The sequence below is a fragment of the Pigmentiphaga litoralis genome (assembly GCF_048632615.1).
Taxonomy (GTDB): Bacteria; Pseudomonadota; Gammaproteobacteria; order Burkholderiales; family Burkholderiaceae_B; genus Pigmentiphaga; species Pigmentiphaga litoralis_B.
This window is the reverse complement of sequence record NZ_CP184479.1, coordinates 2,144,649-2,161,870: the sequence shown is the minus strand read 5'-3', so window position 1 is coordinate 2,161,870 and position 17,222 is coordinate 2,144,649. Positions and strand designations below refer to the sequence as shown.

The 17,222-nt window shown below is 63.9% G+C and carries 12 protein-coding genes and 3 pseudogenes; 6 read left to right on the top strand and 9 right to left on the bottom strand.

Annotated elements, in window-relative coordinates:
• Window positions 1–20: 20 nt before the first annotated feature.
• Window positions 21–971: a carbohydrate kinase family protein gene (locus ACNANG_RS09520; protein ID WP_420226991.1), complete on the top strand. Its 951-nt coding sequence runs from the start codon at window positions 21–23 to the stop codon at window positions 969–971.
• Between the two features lie 145 nt (window positions 972–1,116).
• Window positions 1,117–1,632: a glycine zipper 2TM domain-containing protein gene (locus tag ACNANG_RS09515; RefSeq protein WP_420226990.1), complete on the top strand. Its 516-nt coding sequence runs from the start codon at window positions 1,117–1,119 to the stop codon at window positions 1,630–1,632.
• Between the two features lie 204 nt (window positions 1,633–1,836).
• Here the strand turns inward: ACNANG_RS09515 and ACNANG_RS09510 are convergent, their stop codons facing one another.
• The 7 genes and pseudogenes from ACNANG_RS09510 to ACNANG_RS09480 all read right to left on the bottom strand — a co-directional run bounded on the left by ACNANG_RS09510 (window position 1,837) and on the right by ACNANG_RS09480 (window position 10,139).
• Window positions 1,837–2,391 carry a YggT family protein gene (locus ACNANG_RS09510; RefSeq protein WP_420226989.1) on the bottom strand — a complete coding sequence of 185 codons (555 nt, stop codon included), beginning with the start codon at window positions 2,389–2,391 and terminating at the stop codon, window positions 1,837–1,839.
• A gap of 428 nt (window positions 2,392–2,819) precedes the next feature.
• Window positions 2,820–3,212 (bottom strand): annotated as a pseudogene (locus ACNANG_RS09505) (histone H1-like repetitive region-containing protein); the annotation flags it as partial.
• A 524-nt stretch (window positions 3,213–3,736) separates the two neighbouring features.
• Window positions 3,737–4,906 carry a ribonucleotide-diphosphate reductase subunit beta gene (locus ACNANG_RS09500; RefSeq protein ID WP_420226988.1) on the bottom strand — a complete coding sequence of 390 codons (1,170 nt, stop codon included), beginning with the start codon at window positions 4,904–4,906 and terminating at the stop codon, window positions 3,737–3,739.
• A gap of 30 nt (window positions 4,907–4,936) precedes the next feature.
• Window positions 4,937–7,840, bottom strand: coding sequence for a ribonucleoside-diphosphate reductase subunit alpha (locus ACNANG_RS09495; protein ID WP_420226987.1), 2,904 nt, complete (start codon window positions 7,838–7,840; stop codon window positions 4,937–4,939).
• Window positions 7,841–8,306: 466 nt separating this feature from the next.
• On the bottom strand, window positions 8,307–8,969 hold the full coding sequence (gene ampD / locus ACNANG_RS09490; RefSeq protein WP_420226986.1) for a 1,6-anhydro-N-acetylmuramyl-L-alanine amidase AmpD: 663 nt from the start codon (window positions 8,967–8,969) through the stop codon (window positions 8,307–8,309).
• Between the two features lie 12 nt (window positions 8,970–8,981).
• The gene (locus ACNANG_RS09485; protein ID WP_420226985.1) at window positions 8,982–9,257 is read right to left on the bottom strand and encodes a PP0621 family protein; all 276 of its coding nucleotides are present in this window, start codon (window positions 9,255–9,257) and stop codon (window positions 8,982–8,984) included.
• Window positions 9,258–9,287: 30 nt separating this feature from the next.
• Entirely contained in the window at window positions 9,288–10,139 is an 852-nt protein-coding gene (locus tag ACNANG_RS09480; RefSeq protein WP_420226984.1) for a cytochrome C assembly family protein, read from the bottom strand.
• 24 nt (window positions 10,140–10,163) lie between these two features.
• On the opposite strand from ACNANG_RS09480, the gene ffh reads away from it, so the two are divergent.
• Window positions 10,164–11,582 (top strand): signal recognition particle protein, encoded by a 1,419-nt coding sequence (gene ffh / locus ACNANG_RS09475; RefSeq protein ID WP_420226983.1) that lies wholly within the window; start codon window positions 10,164–10,166, stop codon window positions 11,580–11,582.
• Between the two features lie 87 nt (window positions 11,583–11,669).
• Entirely contained in the window at window positions 11,670–12,842 is a 1,173-nt protein-coding gene (locus ACNANG_RS09470; protein ID WP_420226982.1) for an aldo/keto reductase, read from the top strand.
• A gap of 161 nt (window positions 12,843–13,003) precedes the next feature.
• On the opposite strand, the gene ACNANG_RS09465 is transcribed toward ACNANG_RS09470, so the two are convergent.
• Window positions 13,004–14,746, bottom strand: a complete 1,743-nt coding sequence (locus ACNANG_RS09465; RefSeq protein ID WP_420226981.1) for a proline--tRNA ligase — start codon at window positions 14,744–14,746, stop codon at window positions 13,004–13,006.
• A gap of 84 nt (window positions 14,747–14,830) precedes the next feature.
• Here ACNANG_RS09465 and ACNANG_RS09460 point away from each other — a divergent pair.
• A pseudogene (locus ACNANG_RS09460) lies at window positions 14,831–15,405 on the top strand (RNA pyrophosphohydrolase).
• A 130-nt stretch (window positions 15,406–15,535) separates the two neighbouring features.
• The gene (locus ACNANG_RS09455; protein WP_420226980.1) at window positions 15,536–16,084 is read left to right on the top strand and encodes a CNP1-like family protein; all 549 of its coding nucleotides are present in this window, start codon (window positions 15,536–15,538) and stop codon (window positions 16,082–16,084) included.
• A gap of 10 nt (window positions 16,085–16,094) precedes the next feature.
• Here the strand turns inward: ACNANG_RS09455 and proB are convergent.
• Window positions 16,095–17,218: pseudogene (gene proB / locus ACNANG_RS09450) on the bottom strand (glutamate 5-kinase).
• Window positions 17,219–17,222 lie beyond the last annotated feature (4 nt).

Below are 17,222 nucleotides of genomic sequence, written 5' to 3'. Positions count from 1 at the left end.
CCGCCAGGTCCCTATCCGCCATGCACAGCACCCAGACATCCCCGGTCATCATTTGCGGTTCGGTGGCTTTCGACACCATCATGGTCTTCGAAGGCAAGTTCCAGGACCACATCCTGCCTGATCAGGTGCATGCGCTAAGCGTGTCCTTTCTGGTGCCATCGATGCGCAAGGAATATGGCGGCTGTGCCGGCAACATCGCCTACAACATGCGCCTGTTGGGCGGGCACCCCGTGCCGGTGGCCACGGTCGGCCAGGACGCGGGCGACTACCTGGCGCGCATGCGGGAACAGGGCACCGACACGTCGTTCGTCAAGGTGATCCACGATACCTTCACGGCGCAATGCTTCATCACGACCGACCTGTCCGACAACCAGATCACGGCGTTCCACCCGGGCGCCATGGGCGATTCGGCCAGCAATGATCTGTCGGACGCGCAAGGCGTATGGGGCATCGTGGCGCCCGACGCCAAGGACGGCATGTTTGCGCATGGGCGCCGCCTGCACGCCCGGGGCATTCCGTTCATTTTCGACCTAGGCCAGGCCATGCCCTTGTTCAGTGGCGCCGACATCGAAGAGATGCTGACGATGGCGCAGGTCATCACGGTCAATGACTACGAAGCCACGGTGGTCGAGCAGCGCACGGGCCGGTCGATGGCTGACATTGCCAAGACCCTGCAGGCCGCGATCATCACGCGTGGCGAAAAGGGCTCGACCCTGCTGGCCGACGGCGCCGAAACGCATATTCCGGCCGTCAAGGCGACAGCCGTAGTCGACCCGACCGGTTGTGGGGACGCCTACCGCGCGGGCCTGCTGTACGGCCTGACGCTGGGTTGGAGCTGGGCCGATTGCTGCCGCGTCGCGAGCCTGATGGGATCGCTCAAGATCGCGGAGCGTGGTGCGCAGAACCACGTGGCTACACGCGAGCAGATCTCCGCCTTGCTGCAGCAGCACTACGGCCTGACGCTGCCCTGAGTTGTTATCGTTTGACACACCTTTCGGGGGGCGGCAGGCTGGACTGTGGCGATTTGGCCGAACCTAGCAGGTATAACTACGTCAAACAGACATGATTCGGTTTTGCCGGCGGCTGATCGCCGGTCACCTGCAGGGAAAAAATACTATGCAAGCCCAACGTGGTTCCAGTTTCCATAACGCGCCTCGCGCCCGCCTGACGGTGATGGCAGCTGCGCTGACCCTCGTCGCCTCGCTGGCAGGATGCGCGGCTGGCGGTGGGACGAGCGCAAGCAACTCGGGCGCGGTGTATGACCGCAACTCCACCCAGCGCGAGCAGATCGTCCGCTACGGCACGATCGAAGGGGTTCGCCCGGTCACGATCGATCGCGGCCAGAGCGGCGTGGGCACCGCGGGCGGCGCCATCGTGGGTGGCGTGGCCGGCAGTTCGATCGGCGGCGGTCGCGGTTCGATCATCACCAGTGTGCTTGGTGCGATTGCCGGCGGCCTGGCAGGCCAGGCCATTGAAGGCGGCGTGCAGAAGAAGCAGGGCCTGGAGCTGACCGTGCGCTTCGAAAGCGGCGAAATCCGTTCGATCGTGCAGGAAGCCGACGAGCAGTTCTACGTGGGCGACCGCGTGCGTGTGTTGAGTGGCAGCGGCGCATCGCGCGTGACGCATCGCTGATCGCTGAAGATCGTTCCGTCTGCGTCGATGACGGTCCGAGAAGGCTGACAGATGCCGCACAGCTGAAAGGCGCGACACCACCGACAGGTGCGATAGGCCGGAATCACGACAGCCACCTCATCGCGCCACGTCAATAAAAAGGAGACCATTGCGGTCTCCCTTTTGCATGTCAGCCGAGCCGACCCGAACGGCAATGCAGACCGGCTACATCCCCAGGAACGGCAATCCGATCCGCGCAATCACCATCAACGCAACCTGGGTCAGGATGAACAGCACGATAGGCGCCAGGTCCAGACCACCCAACGACGGCATGACGCGGCGGATGGGCGCCAGCAGCGGGTCCGTCAGCGCGATCAGCACCGGCATGGCGGGCGCGCTGGGGTTCACCCACGACATGATGACCATCAGCAAGGTGATCCACATCACCAGATTGACGGCCCACTTCAGGACCATCACGACCGCGATCCACAAGGCTTCAGGGAAGAATTCCAGCGGGCTGATGCCCGACACGGCTACCGTGGCCATGAGGAACACCACCGCGCACAGCCAGGCGGCGAATACGCAGGCCCAGTCGATGCCGCCACGGCTGCCAAGCACGCGGCGTAGCGGGATCACCAGCCAGTCCGTGAGCTTGAACACGGTTTGCGACACGGTGTTGAACGGCGGCATGCGCGCCATCTGCAGCCAGACGCGCAGCAGCAGCACCGCGCCGAACAGGGTGAAAATGATATTCAGGATAAAGCGGGCAATATCGCCCATGACGGTAGCTCCGGTAAACCCGCCGCAAATGGCGGACCATCAAGAGCGTCGATTGTCGCATGGAGTCGCCGGCCTTCGCATCCGACAGGTCAGCAAAATGTCAGCTTCGCAGGCAACCCACCCCGCAACCCACCCCGCAACCCACCCCCGCAACCCACCCCCGCACCCCACCCCGCACCCCGCCCTTTGATCACCCAATAAAAAAGCCCCACCCGGTAACTGCCCGGGTGGGGCTCGCATCGACGCGCCAATGGCACGCCGATCATTCGTTCACGGACGGCTGCCCGTGGGGAATGGCCAAGCGGCGGCTGCCGGATTGGCGGCGGTCTTTGCTGCGGGCGCTTCGGCTGCGGGCGCTGCTGCAACTTTCTTTGCCGCCGGTTTCTTGGCTGCGGGCTTCTTCGCAGGCGCCTTCGTGGCCGCCGGCTTCACAGGCGCCTTGGTGGCGGCTGCTTTCTTCGCTGGCGCCTTTTTAGCGGCGGGCGTCTTTTTGCCGCGGCTTTCTTCGCGGGGGCCTTGGCTGGCGCTTTCTTGGCCGCGACCTTCTTTACTGCGGTCTTCTTGGCTGCGGCTTTCTTTGCAGGTGCCTTGGTGGCTGCCGTTTTCTTCACGGCGGCTTTCTTGGCAGGCGCTTTCTTGGCCGGGGCCTTCTTTGCTGCGACTTTCTTTACAGCGGCTTTCTTGGCGGGCGCTTTTTTCGCCGGTGCCTTGGTGGCTGCTGTTTTCTTCACTGCGGCTTTCTTTGCCGCAGCTTTGGTCGCTGCACTCTTGGTAGCTGCAGTTTTCTTCACAGCGGCTTTTTTGGCCGGTGCCTTCGTCGCGGCGGCTTTCTTGGCCGCTACTTTCTTCGCCGGCGCCTTAGTGGCTGCCGGTTTTTTGCGGCCGTTTTCGCGGCCTTCTTGGCTGTCGCCATGGTCTGCTCCTTTACGAGACGTTCAGGGACCCAGAACACAAACCCGCTCGGACCATCCTGACGGGCTATTCATCGGCGCAAGCCCCGCTGCTGGATACGATCTCCAGTCAGCGCCACGGTTTGCGCTAATGAATCCGGCACACAGCCATTCGACATAACCCGCATCCGGTGCGGCTGATGTCGAATGGCCTGGCAAACGGTCTGTTTCCCGTATGCCGAATGGCGCCTTGTGTCCCGGCTGTGCCGCGGGCCGGTCGGCCTGCCGCGTCGAAGTCCGATGGTGCGCGGTGTGCGGGGGCAGGGTGCCTCTCCCGCTCGCGTCTGACGCATCGAGCTTCGCAGCTCGGGCGCACAAGGCGCCGTATCTGCAACGGCGCAACACGCGCCGTATTCATCAACGGCGCCTATCGCGCCGTTGTCGCAATCGTGCGATCAGTCCCAGTTCAGCGCACCGCCGGTCTGGTACTCGATCACTCGCGTTTCGAAGAAGTTGCGTTCCTTCTTCAGGTCGATCATTTCCGCCATCCACGGGAAGGGGTTTTCTTCCTGCGCAAACAACGGTTCGATCCCGATCTGCTGGCACCGGCGATTTGCGATGAAGCGCAAATACGACTTGAACATCGGTGCATTCAGACCCAACACGCCACGCGGCATCGTGTCTTCGGCGTAAGCGTATTCCAGATCGACGGCTTTGCGGAAGAGTGCACGGATTTCTTCACGAAATTCTGGTGTCCAAAGGTGAGGATTTTCCAGTTTGATCGTGTTGATGAGGTCGATGCCGAAGTTGCAGTGCATGGATTCATCGCGAAGGATGTACATGTACTGCTCGGCGGCGCCAGTCATCTTGTTCTGGCGGCCCAACGCAAGAATCTGCGTGAAGCCGACATAGAAGAACAACCCTTCCATCAGGCATGCGAAAACGATCAGCGACTTGAGCAGTGTCTGATCGGCTTCGGGCGTGCCGGTCTTGAAGTTGGGATCGGCGATCGCGTCGATGAACGGGATCAGGAACTGATCCTTGGCGCGGATGGACGGCACTTCGTTGTAGGCGTTGAAGATCTCGGATTCGTCGAGGTCCAGGCTTTCAACGATGTACTGATACGCGTGCGTGTGGATCGCTTCTTCAAACGCCTGGCGCAGCAGGAACTGGCGGCATTCCGGCGCCGTGATGTGGCGATAGGTGCCCAGCACGATGTTGTTCGCGGCCAGCGAGTCGGCCGTGACGAAGAAGCCCAGATTGCGTTTGACGATGCGGCGCTCGTCTTCGGTCAGCCCGGTGGGGTTCTTCCACAGCGCGATGTCGCGCGACATGTTGATTTCTTGCGGCATCCAATGGTTCGCGCACGTGGCCAGGTATTTTTCCCATGCCCACTTGTACTTGAACGGAACCAACTGATTGACGTCGGTTTCGCCATTGATGATGCGTTTGTCGGCCACGTTCACACGGTGGGCGGCAGGGGCCTCGGCGGCCGGGTTCGCAACGGCGGGCACGGCAAGCGCGCCATCGTCAAACGAACTGTCGACAGACCGGGGCGCCCCCGCGGCGGGGCGTGCGCCACGCGCGGGGGTAGGGGTTGCGACGTCTTCGTCCCAGGACAGCATGTCATTCACTCCAGATTCTTGTGTTGCGGTTTACTGGCAGGCTTCGCACTCTTCGAAGCCAGGATCGCCTGGCCGCATCGTGCATGCCGCGCCAAGTACCTCGGCCTCGGGCAGAGCGGGTTGACCCGATGCCGCAAGATTCGCCGTCGACGACGTGTTGGCCACGGCATTGAGCTCGCCGCCCCGGCCCGTCGACTTCTCGGCGCTGGTCGCGCCCATCGTGCGCAGGTAGTAGGTGGTCTTGAGACCCCGTTGCCATGCCAGTTTGTAGGTTTCGTCCAGCTTCTTGCCAGACGCGCCGGCCATGTAGATGTTCAGCGATTGCGACTGGTCGATCCACTTCTGGCGGCGGGATGCGCATTCCACCAGCCAGCTCGGTTCGACTTCGAATGCGGTGGCGTACAGCTGGCGCATTTCGGCCGGCACGCGGTCGATCTTGGCCAGGCTGCCGTCGAAATACTTCAGGTCGGCGACCATCACTTCGTCCCACAGTCCGAGCTTCTTCAGATCGCGGACCAGGTAATCGTTGACGATGGTGAATTCACCCGACAGGTTCGACTTCACGTACAGGTTCTGATAGGTCGGTTCGATGCACGCGGATACGCCAATGATATTGGAAATCGTGGCGGTGGGCGCAATGGCGACGCAGTTCGAATTGCGCATGCCATGGGCCTTGATGCGAGTGCGCAACGCATCCCAGTCCAGCGTCTGGCTGTCGTCGACGTCGACATACCCACCGCGTGCGTCACGCAGCAGTTGCACCGAGTCTTTCGGCAGGATGCCCTGATCCCACAGCGAACCCTTGAACGACTGGTAGGCGCCGCGTTCTTCGGCCAGACGGGTCGACGCCAGGTAGGCGTAATAGCAGACCGCTTCCATCGACGTGTCGGCGAAGCTGACGGCGTCTTGCGAGGCGTACGGCACCCGCATGATGTGCAGCGAGTCCTGGAAGCCCATGATGCCGAGCCCGACCGGACGATGACGCGCGTTCGAATTGCGGGCCTTGTCGACGGCGTAGTAGTTGATGTCGATCACGTTGTCGAGCATGCGCATCGCGATGTCGATGGTGCGCTTGAGCTTGTCGTGGTCGAGCGTGACCTTGCCATCGGCGCCGGTCGTCAGGTGGGCGACCAGGTTCACGGAACCCAGGTTGCACACGGCGATTTCAGAGTCGTTGGTGTTCAGCGTGATTTCGGTGCACAGGTTCGAGCTGTGGACGACGCCGACGTGCTGCTGCGGCGACCGGATGTTGCAAGGATCCTTGAACGTGATCCAGGGGTGGCCGGTTTCGAACAGCATCGACAGCATCTTGCGCCACAGCGTCAGCGCGGGCATCTTCTTGAACAGCTTCAGTTCGCCGGTCTGCGTCTTGTTTTCGTAGCCGATATACGCGGCTTCGAAGTCCTTGCCGACCAGATCGTGCAGGTCAGGCGTGTCCGACGGCGAAAACAGCGTCCAGTCCGCGCCTTCCATCACACGCTTCATGAACAGGTCGGGAATCCAGTTCGCGGTGTTCATGTCATGCGTGCGGCGGCGCTCGTCGCCCGTGTTCTTGCGCAGTTCCAGGAATTCTTCGATGTCCAGGTGCCACGTTTCCAGGTAGGTGCAGACCGCGCCCTTGCGCTTGCCGCCCTGGTTGACCGCAACCGCCGTGTCGTTCACCACCTTCAGGAACGGGACCACGCCCTGGCTTTCGCCGTTGGTGCCCTTGATGTGGCTGCGCAGCGCACGGACCGGGGTCCAGTCATTGCCCAGGCCACCGGCATACTTGGCCAGCAGCGCGTTTTCCTTGATGGCGTCGTAGATGCCTTCCAGGTTGTCGGCCACCGTGGTCAGGTAGCACGACGACAGTTGCGAGTGCAGCGTGCCCGAGTTGAACAGGGTCGGGGTCGAGCTCATGAAGTCGAACGACGACAGGATGTTGTAGAACTCGATGGCGCGGGCCTCGCGGTCCTTTTCAGCAATCGCCAGGCCCATCGCGACGCGCATGAAGAAGGCCTGCGGCAGTTCCAGGCGCTTGCCTTCGATGTGCAGGAAATAGCGGTCGTACAGGGTCTGCAGGCCCAGGTAGGTGAACTGCAGGTCGCGCTTGTCGTCCAGCGCCTTGCCGATGCGGTCCAGGTCGAACTTGGCCAGTTCCGGATTCAGCAGGCCGCCTTCGATGCCGCGGGCAATGAAGGTCGGGAAGTATTCGGCATAGCGCTCGGCCATGGCCGACTGCTCGACTTCCTCACCCAACACTTCCTTGCGGATCGTGTGCAGCAGCAGACGCGCGGTCACGGTGCTGTACGCCGGGTCCTTTTCGAGCTGCGACCGGGCCGCCAGGATGGCCGACTTGAAGATTTCGTCGACGGGCACGCCGTCATACAGGTTCTTGACCGTTTCCTTGAAGATGCCGTCGACCGACACGAACTCGGTCAGGCCGACGCACGCGGCTTCGATCACCGAATGCAGATGGGCCGGGTCCAGCGGCACGCGGCGGCCGTTGTCGGTCACGTGCAGGGTGGGCTGGCTGGCGTCGGTGTGCATCAGGGCGCGCTGCTGGGCGCGCTTTTCGCGGTACAGCACATAGGCGCGGGCCACGTCGTGTTCACCCGAGCGCATCAGCGCGAGTTCGACCTGGTCCTGGATGTCTTCGATATGCACGGTGCCGCCGCTGGGCTGGCGGCGCACAAGGGCATTCACCACCTGGCCGGTCAGCTGCTCGACCAGCTCGCGCACGCGCGCGGAAGCTGCGCCCTGGCCGCCATTGACGGCGAGGAAGGCTTTGGTGAGCGCGACGGAAATCTTGCCGGGTTCGAAACTGACCACGCTGCCGTTACGACGGATGATCTTGTGATCGTTGTAGACCGCCCTGGACTCGGCAGCCGGGGTGGCTGGCTTGGTGGCGGGCGGCACGGCGACCGGTTGGGCCGATGGCGTGGAAAGTTGCATGGTGGCTCCTCGAAGACTGTGAGCAGGGATGGACGATGCTCAAGATCGGGTTATGAGATAAGGCTGGACAGGTACTGACGCCGTGGTCGAAGGCTTGTAGTAAAGCGAAAGGCCCAACCGCCGCGCGGTAAGGCCTTTCCGACAAACGGGTCGACTGACTGGTAAACGAGCTACTGCGCAAGCTACTGCGCTAACCTACGAAATTCGGCCTGGAAACACTATATGCAGTGGTGTCTCGAAGCGATTGCACTAAGTGTAGTGGTGCGCGGGCGCTTGATCAAGCTGCCCAAACCGTGTTAACGGGGGCAAGAAGCGGCTTGCGGCTACGCAAAATGACGCTGGAATCTCCGCCAAACGCATGAACTGCGCCGCTTTGCGGCGCACATCGGTCATTGGCAAGGGATTCCAGCCACAATCGGCTGAAGACGCCCGTTCTGCAACGATCCGGACCGGCCGAAAAATATTTTCAACCCGGTAATTGCCGCAGCGCCCAACCGGCTTCTGTTGCAAATCGGGACCAGTCGAAACAGGGCCCGGGATCGGTCTTGCGCCCCGGAGCGATATGTTCATGCCCTCGCACGGCCCTCAGCGGGTAGCGGGTGCGCAGCGCCGGCGTCAGCCAGGCCAGCGACCGGTATTGCGCGGCGGTAAAGGGCAGGGTGTCGGTGCCTTCGAGTTCGATGCCGATCGAAAAGTCATTGCACCGGTCGCGTCCGCGAAACGACGACACCCCCGCATGCCAGGCGCGCCGGTCGGTGCTCACGAACTGCACGATCACGCCGTCCCGGCCGATCACGAAGTGCGCCGATACCCGCAGCGGCCGCAACCGGTCGAACCAGGGGTGCGCAGTGTAATCCAAAGTGTTGGTGAACAGCCCGCTCACGTAGGGCCCGCCGAATTGGCCCGGGGGCAGGCTGATGTTGTGCAGCACCAGCAGCGACACCTGCGTGCCCGGCGGACGGGCGTCGCTGTTGGGAGACGGCGCGTGGCGCACGGCCGGATGGATGATCCACCCGTGGCGATCCAGGAAAGCCGGGGCCGCGACGACCGGCCCCAAAGGGTCGGATTGGGACAGGGGCACAGCGGCATCGGCCTGCGCCAACAGGCCGCCCGCGGCGGGCTGCGTCATGGCGGCGCCCAATCAGGTCTTCGGGCCGCGCAGCGAATGCGCAAGCCCGCAGTAGTTATAGCCCTTGCGCCGCACGGCTTCGTCGGTCGGCAGCTGGATGCCGCAGTGGGCGCAGCGCACCATCAATTCGCTGCCAGGGCTGTCTTTGGCCCCGGGCCGAGCGCCTGGCGGGTAGCGATGGCGCGATGACGGCGTGGGCGGTGCGCCCCGGGTAGCCTTTTGCGCCAGCAGCCGCGCGACCACCAGCGCCACCAGAATGATCACGATCCAGAACAGAAGCTTGCTCATAGCAGGTCAAAGAAAGGGAATACCGTCAGCTTAGCGGTGAAGAATGACTTCCAGCACGAAACGGCTGCCGGTATACGCTAGAAGCAACAGGGCAAAGCCGGTCAGGGTCCAGCGCAGCGCGATACGGCCGCGCCACCCCCAGACCTGCCGCCCCAGCAGCAGCAGGCCGAAGGTCAGCCATGACAGCAGGGTAAAGACGGTCTTGTGGTCGAAAGGCAGCGGTTTGCCCGACAGCGCTTCCGAAATGATGATGCCGGTCATGACCGCCAGGGTCAGCAGCACGAAACCTACCCAGATCAAACGGAACAGCAGGCGTTCCAGCATCAGCAACGGCGGCATGGCGTCGAACAGCCGCGCCAGCACCTGGCCCGTGCGGGAGGCGGGCACGGCGGCGTCGGTCGACAGTTCATGCAGCCGGCGGTCGGCCGACGCCATCAGCAAGGCATGCAGCGCGGCGATCGTGATCATGGCGTAGGCCGATAGCGAAATGGCCAGGTGCACCCGCAGCCAGCCGCTGTCGGCATGTGCGATCACCCGGCCATCGGGAAACAGCAGCACCAGCAGGGTGGCGATGGCGCCGATCGGCATCAACCACAGGCGCAAGCCGTCGATCGCGATCCACAGGCTTTCGCCCCAGAACACGACCAGCCCCATCCACAAGGCCGCCGACACGCCCAGCGCAAAGCCCAGGCGCAGGTCGCCATCCCCCAGCATGCCCTGCTGCACCGCAATCCCATGGACGAGCAGCACCAGGGCAAGGCCGATACGTTCGGACCTGCCCGCCCGGGCTTCGGGGTGCGAGGAAACGGCGCGCCAGGCGGCTACCGCCAAAACGGCGTAACCGGCCGCGGCCAGTGCGTGCAATACAATTCCCATATCCATATGGAAGTGTAAGCGAACCCAGTCATGCTTGATAACCTTACCAACCGCCTGTCGCGCGTCGTCAAGACGCTGCGCGGCGAAGCCCGACTGACCGAGGCCAATACGCAGGACATGCTGCGCGAAGTGCGCCTGGCGCTGCTCGAGGCCGACGTCTCGCTGCCGGTCGTGCGCGAATTCGTGTCGCGCGTCAAAGAAAAGGCGTTGGGCGAGGAAGTCGCCAACAGCCTGACGCCGGGCCAGGCCCTGGTGGGCGTGGTCCACAAGGAACTGACGTCCCTGATGGGCGGCGACCTGGGCCCGCATGCCAGCGAACTGTCGCTGGCGCAGCAGCCCCCCGCCATCATCCTGATGGCCGGCTTGCAGGGCTCGGGCAAGACCACCACCACCGGCAAGCTGGCCCGCTGGCTGGCCGAAGGCGGCCACAGCCAGAACGGCCACAAGTCAGGCAAGAAGAAAGTGCTGGTGGTCAGCGCCGACGTGTACCGTCCGGCCGCTATCGAACAGCTGAAGACCGTCGCGGGTCAGGCAGGCGTTGACTTCATGCCGTCGTCGGCCGACCAGAAACCCGAAGACATCGCCCGCAACGCGCTGGATTTCGCCAAACGCCATCACCACGACGTGCTCATCGTCGACACGGCCGGCCGTCTGGGCATTGATGAAGCCATGATGCAGGAAATCCGTGCGCTGCACGCCCTGCTCAAGCCGATCGAAACGCTGTTCGTGGTCGACGCCATGCTGGGTCAGGACGCGGTCAACGTCGCCAAGGCCTTCAACGAAGCGCTGCCATTGACCGGCGTCGTGCTGACCAAGCTGGACGGCGATGCGCGCGGCGGCGCGGCGCTGTCGGTGCGTCACGTCACGGGCAAGCCGCTCAAGTTCGTGGGCGTATCCGAAAAGCTGGCCGGCCTGGAACCGTTCCATCCGGAACGGATGGCGCAGCGCGTGCTGGGCATGGGCGACATCCTGTCGCTGGTCGAAGAGGCGCAAAAGGCCATCAACGTCGACGAGGCGCAAAAGCTCGCCGCCAAGATGAAGGCCGGCGACAAGTTCGACCTGAACGACTTCCGCGCCCAGATCGCGCAAATGAAGAACATGGGCGACATGGGTTCGCTGCTGGAAAAGCTCCCGGCGCAGTTTTCGCAGGCGGCGTCGCAGGTCGACAGCAAGCAGGCCTCGCGTCAGATCCGCCGCATGGAAGGCATCCTGAATTCCATGACGGAAATGGAACGGGCCAAGCCGGAACTGCTCAAGGCCTCGCGCAAGCGGCGCATTGCGGCGGGATCAGGCGTGCCGGTCCAGGAAATCAACCGCATGCTGTCGCAGTTCGAACAGATGCAGTCGATGATGAAGCAAATGAAGAAGGGCGGCATGGCCAAGATGATGCGGGCCATGGGCGGCATGAAGGCATTGAAGGGCATGAAGGGCCTGCCCGGCATGAAGTAATGCGGAAGGGGCGGCGTGACACCCCTGCGGCCGCGCGGCTGGAGCGCTCGTGAATAAGCCGCGCCGCATCTTCGATCAGGAGGCACGATGAAGCGAACCACGCAGCAACGCGTTCCCGACGCGCGGATGACCCGCGCCGATTTCTTGCGACTCGGCGTGGCCAGTGCGGGCGCGGCCGTGGCAGGCTCCCTGGGTCTGACCCCCGGCACGGCTCGCGCGTCGGCCGCTTCCGATGCCGCCGCCCGCGCATTGAACGCCGCCACCGCGGTGCAGTCCGGCCGCGTCGATCCGCCTCCGCTGGCCAAGACGCCGTCGGTGGGCGCCAATCCGGCGTCTGGCGCCACGTCGTCGCCGCCGCCTTCACCGGATCAGGCGGCTGCCCAGTCGGCCGATGCGGCCGGTACGGCAGCCGCCTCGGGCCAGATGCATCGCCGCCGTATTCCTTCCAGCGGCGAAACCTTGCCGGTCATCGGCGTGGGCACCTGGCGCACGTTTGACGTGGGCGACCGGCCGCAAGACCGCGCGCCATTGGCCGAAGTGCTCCAGGTGCTGTTCGATGCCGGCGGTACGGTCATCGACAGCTCGCCCATGTATGGCGCGTCCGAAAAGGTGACGGGCGACGTGCTCGCCCTCATGGACGGCTTCACGAACGAGGCGCACGGCCGTGCCTTCCTGGCCACGAAGGTGTGGACGCAGGGCCGCGACGCCGGCATCGCGCAGATGCGTGAATCCATGCGCCTGCTGCGCGACGACAAGCTCGAACTCATGCAGATCCACAACCTGGTGGACTGGAAGACGCATTTGCCGACGCTGCGAGCGTGGAAAGACGAAGGACGCATCCGCTATCTGGGAGTGACCCACTACACGGCCAGCGCGCACGCCCAGCTCGAAGCCGTCCTGAAGTCTGAAAAGCTCGACTTCGTGCAGCTGAACTATGCGCTGGATGATCGCGCGGCCGCGCAGCGCCTGCTGCCGCTGGCGGCGGACCGTGGCGTGGCCGTGATCGTGAACCAGCCGTTCGGCGGCGGGGGCCTGTTGCGATCGCTGGGCGGCCAGGCCCTGCCGTCGTGGGCGGGCGAGATCGGCTGTACATCGTGGGCGCAGCTGCTGCTGAAGTTCGTGTTGGCGCACCCGGCCATCACGTGCGCCATTCCGGGCACGGGCAAGCCGCAGCACATGCGTGACAACGTGCAGGCCGGCGTCGGGCCGTATCCGGACATCGACATGCAGGCGCGAATGATCGCGTTGCTGGGAAAGTAGAAAAGATAGGCGTTCGGAATCAGCACCCGGCGGGATCCCGCGCAACAGGCCGCGCGTACGAAGTTCCGCCCGGGGATCCTCGATAAAAAGGGAGACGCCGTGAAGCGTCTCCCTTTCTTATTACGTCGAGTGGAACGAATTTACCGTTCCGGTCGCGCCACTTACACCGCGCCAGCCAGCTTCGCCAGCGTCTCTTCCAGCCCGCGCGCGACTTCGACCTTGGTCGATGCGCTGTCGCGGCGGCCCTGAAGTTCGATCACGCCATCTTTCAGGCTGCGATCGCCCACGGTCACGCGCACCGGCACGCCGATCAGTTCCCAGTCGGCAAACATGACGCCGGGCCGCTCGTCACGGTCATCCAGCAGCACGTCCACGCCCTGCGCCTGCAATTGCTCGTACAGGCGGGTGGCCTCGTCGCGCACGGCTTCGCTCTTGCCCCAGCCCACCGGGCAGATCACGACTTCGAACGGCGCCAGCGCGCGGGGCCACATGATGCCCTTGGCGTCGTGGTTCTGTTCGATGGCGGCGCCCAGCAGCCGGGTCACGCCAATGCCGTAGCAGCCCATTTCGAGCAGGGCCGGCTTGCCGGTCTCGTCCAGGTAGGTCGCCTTCAAGGCCGCCGAATACTTGGTGCCCAGGTAGAACACGTGACCCACTTCAATGCCGCGCTGGATGGCAAGCGTGCCATTGCCGTCGGGCGACGGATCGCCCGCCACCACGTTGCGCAGGTCGGCCACCAGGGTCGGCTCGGGCAGGTCGCGGCCCCAGTTGGCGCCGATGTAGTGGAAGTCGGCTTCGTTCGCGCCACACACGAAATCGTTCATATTCGCCACGGTGCGATCCACGATCGTACGAATGGGCCTGGCCGTGCCGATGGGGCCGATAAAGCCCGGGCGGCAGCCGAAGTGCGCCACGATTTCGTCATCGGTCGCAAACCGGAAGCCGCGCTTCAGGCCGTCGATCTTGCCGGCCTTGATTTCGTTGAGGTCGTGATCGGCACGCAGCAGCAGGGCCCAGATCTCGGCCGGCTGCCCGGCCGTTTCGGGCTCGACCGCGATCGCCAGGGTCTTGACCTGTTGCGACAGGGGCAGCTTGAGCATCTCGGCCACGGCTTCGCACTTGCCTGCGCCCGGCGTCGACACCTTGGTCAGCGGCTGGACGGCGGCGGCACGCTCGGCAATCAAGCAGGGCGCTTCGGCCAGCTCGATATTGGCGGCGTATTGGGTATCGGGGTTGTAGACCAGCAGGTCTTCGCCGGTATCGGCAATCACCTGGAATTCATGGCTGCGCGAACCGCCGATCGAACCGGTGTCGGCCGCCACCGCGCGGAACGTCAGGCCCATGCGTTCGAAAATCCGCATGTACGCGGCGTACATCACGTCGTAGCTCTTTTGCGCCGACGCTTCATCACGATCGAACGAATACGCGTCCTTCATGGTGAATTCGCGGCCGCGCATCACGCCAAAGCGCGGGCGGCGTTCGTCGCGGAACTTGGTCTGGATATGGAAGAAATTCTTGGGCAGCTGGCGCCAGCTGTGGATCTCGTTGCGCGCGATGTCGGTGATGACTTCTTCCGACGTCGGCTGCAGCACGAAATCGCGGCCATGCCGGTCCTTGATGCGCAGCAATTCCGGGCCGTAGAGTTCCCAGCGGCCGGTTTCCTGCCAGAGCTCGGCCGGCTGCACCAGAGGCATCAGCAATTCGAGCGCGCCGGCGCGCTGCATTTCGTCGCGGATGATGCCTTCGACCTTGCGGATCACACGCAGGCCCAGGGGCATGTAGTTGTAGATGCCGCCCGCCAACTTGCGGATCATGCCTGCGCGGGTCATCAATTGATGACTGGCGATTTCGGCTTCGGCCGGCGCTTCCTTGAGCGTGCTGATATGGAACTGCGATGCGCGCATTGCGTTGCTCACGAGAGTAAATGTGGGTTCGGCCCCCTCGGGCCTATAATCGACTCAATTGTATGAGAATCGCTGGGGTGGCTCATGCTTGACCGCGAAGGTTACCGTCCCAACGTCGGCATCATCCTCGTGAATCAACGTAACGAGGTCTTTTGGGGCAAGCGAATCAACGAACACTCCTGGCAGTTTCCGCAGGGGGCATCAAGCACGGCGAAAGCCCTGCGCAAGCCATGTTCCGCGAGCTCTATGAAGAAGTGGGCTTGAAGCCCGAGCATGTCCGTATCTTGGGAAGAACGCGAGACTGGTTACGCTATAACGTGCCCGATCATTTCGTCAGACGCGAATGGAGAGGGCACTACAAGGGACAAAAACAGATCTGGTTCCTGCTGCGAATGCTGGGCCGGGACTGTGATGTCTGCCTGCGCGCGTCCACGCATCCGGAATTCGATGCGTGGCGCTGGAGCGATTACTGGGTCCCCTTGGACGCCGTGATCGAATTCAAGCGCGATGTGTACACGCTGGCGCTGAACGAGCTGTCGCTGGTGCTGTTTCGCCGCAGCCACGAAACGCGCTACCTGCGTCAGCACGTCGGCACGCATCGCCGCACGCAAACCGAAGAACAACCGTCGCTGAAGAGCGGCGCGCCGGAAATCGAATGATGCTTTTGACTGCTGGGACACCTGCGCCTGCTTCGGCGGCCGCCCGCGACGGGGCGGCCGCCGCGTCGTCTGATGCCTTGCCTGATCGCGCCCACGGACGTTCCTGGATGCGCCGCGCCGCCCAGGCGGGGTGGCCCTGGGTCTCGTGGCCGGGCTGGCGGCATGCGGCGCGCCGCGGCCGCCGGGCACCTACCTGCTCGACGATCTGGACGAAGACAAGATGCTGCCCGATGCGGGCTGGGAAGAACTGAAGACCCAGTTGCCGCCCGTGCCGACCAAGGCTGACCTTCTGCCGATCGAACCGATGTCCGTGCGGCAGAACCGCACCTTCGATTTCGGGATCGACCCGCGGTCGGTGGGCATCGCGCCTGGCGGCATCGTTCGTTATACGCTGTACCAGGTCAGCGATCGGGGCGCCGAAACGGCAAGCTACGAGTCGATCCGCTGCCGCAGCAAGGAATGGCGGCCGGTCGCCACGTTGCGCAAGGGCACGGGCTGGGAACGGCCGTACCGGGAAGACTGGCGGCTGATCGATACCGACACGGTGCAACAGGTGCTGCGCAACGGGGTGTTCTGCACCGGCGGTGGCCCGGCTGCGTTGCGGCCGCAGGATCTGGTCTACCGTTTGCGGAACTGGACGCGCTACGCGGATTCGACGGCGCCTGAATTGTTTCGCTGACGGGTCCTGCTTACCGAACCACCAGGTTGTCGCGATGCATCAGTTCAGGCGCTTCCATGCTGCCCAGGATCGCGGCGATCTGACTGGACGCCTTGCGCATGATGCGCCGCGTGTCGCTGGCTGAATAATTGATCAGCCCCCGGGCCAGTTCCTGACCCGTTGCGTCGATGCACGCCACCACATCCCCCGCTCGAAATCACCTTCCACGGCTGTGACGCCAATCGGCAGCAGGCTCTTGCCGTCGCGCGTCAGCGCCTTGGCGGCGCCTTCGTCCAGCGTGATCCGCCCGCGCAATTGCAGATGATCCGCCAGCCACTGCTTGCGCGCCGACAGCATGGGGACGGACGCACGCAGTTCGGTGCCGATGCATTCGCCGCCAGCAAGGCGTTCCAGGATGTTGGGCTCGCGACCCGACGCAATCACCGTGTGCGCGCCGCTGCCGGCCGCGCGTTTGGCGGCCAGAATCTTGGTCAGCATGCCGCCGCGGCCGAGGCTGCTGCCCGCGCCGCCAGCCATCAGTTCCAGCGCCGGGTCGCCGGCGTTGGCCAGCGAGATGAAGCGGGCGTCGGGCTGCTTGCGGGGGTCGGCCGAGTACAGCCCCGCCTGATCCGTCAGGATCACGAGCGCATCGGCCTCGATCAGGTTGGTCACGAGCGATCCGAGCGTATCGTTGTCGCCGAACTTGATCTCGTCGGTCACGACCGTGTCGTTTTCGTTGATGATGGGCACGACGCCCAGGCGCAGCAGCGTGAACAGCGTCGACCGCGCGTTCAGGTAGCGGCGGCGGTCCGACAGGTCGTCATGGGTCAGCAGGATCTGCGCGGTATGGATGCCATGTTGCGCAAAGCTGGTTTCATAGGCCTGCGCCAGGCCCATCTGCCCCACAGCGGCGGCAGCCTGCAATTCGGGGATGTGGGTAGGGCGTTTGTCCCAACCCAGGCGCAGCATGCCTTCGGCAATCGCGCCGCTCGACACCAGCACCACATCCTTGCCCATCGCGCGCAGCCGCGCGATCTGCGCCGACCACCGGGCCAAGGCCTGGCGATCCAGGCCGCGACCCTCGTCGGTCACAAGGGAAGAGCCCACCTTTACTACCAGGCGCTTGGCCTCGGCGATCACTGAAGTCGATGTCATCGGG